We start from the raw sequence: 925 nt of genomic DNA, 5'->3' as shown, positions 1-925 counted from the left end.
GGCGATTTGCTGCGTATTTATTCTGCCGACCTAAAAGTTTTGCTGGCTACACATACCGTTACCTGGAGCCGCACCGACAGTTTCTGTGAAGGACAGTACGAATCCTTGGCACAGCCAGAAGAATTTCCCACAGCGCCTGTACAAACGCAGCTTTTTCAGTTACCAAAACCCTCTCCGGATCTCTCCTTTGCCAAATTCGATTTTGACAAGGAGGACCAGGTATGAAGGAAACAATCTTTGAGCAGGTAGCGTCCGCTGCTTCTGCTTTGAAGCTGGATCTTTCCGCTGAGGAATTCGCGTTGTTCGCAGAAGAGCAGGAATTCTCGGAAGCTGGAATGGAGGCTGTACAGATGCTACTCGCCTATCTCAGCGAAAAGAAACAGCAGACCACCATTCAGACCTTATTGAAGATGAGTCGTCTTCCTACAAAAGCACCCAAGACCTTTGAGAATTTTGACTTTTCGCTGCTCAAAGGGAAAGATGTGGAACGCCTGAAAGTTTTGTCCTCCTTGAACGCTATCTACTCTCACCGCAATCTAGCCTTTATTGGCCCGGCAGGCACAGGCAAAACGCATTTGGCTCAGGCTTTCGGATACGCCTGCTGCCAGCATGGATTGAAAACCTATTTCATTAAGGCATCTGAACTCCGGGACCGATTCACGGCAGCCAGACGTTCTGGAAAGACCGATTCTTGTCTCAATGGCCTTGTGCGCCCCTCTTGCCTGATTATTGACGAGATTGGGCACTGTGCCTTTGACAAGGAGAATACCAGACTGTTCTTTGACCTGATTGACCGGCGTTACAACAAAGAAGGCAGTTTTAATATGATCTTCACCAGCAACAAGAATCCGGCTCTTTGGCGTGAAGATTTCGAGGAAGATGCCACTCTGCTGTGTACACTAGACCGCATCTTTGACGATGCCAC

General features: G+C 48.6%; 1 protein-coding gene and 1 pseudogene. Both read left to right on the top strand.

Features of this window, described 5'->3' with window-relative positions:
- Positions 1 to 225: pseudogene (locus JCM17207_RS09045) on the top strand (IS21 family transposase); the annotation flags it as partial.
- On the top strand, positions 222 to 925 hold a 704-nt coding region (locus JCM17207_RS09040; RefSeq protein WP_238317345.1), incomplete at its 3' end, for an ATP-binding protein. The pseudogene JCM17207_RS09045 and the gene JCM17207_RS09040, both read left to right, overlap by 4 nt.

It is taken from the genome of Faecalibacterium gallinarum (genome assembly GCF_022180365.1).
Lineage (GTDB): Bacteria > Bacillota > Clostridia > Oscillospirales > Ruminococcaceae > Faecalibacterium > Faecalibacterium gallinarum.
This window is presented reverse-complemented; position numbering and strand designations above follow the sequence as displayed.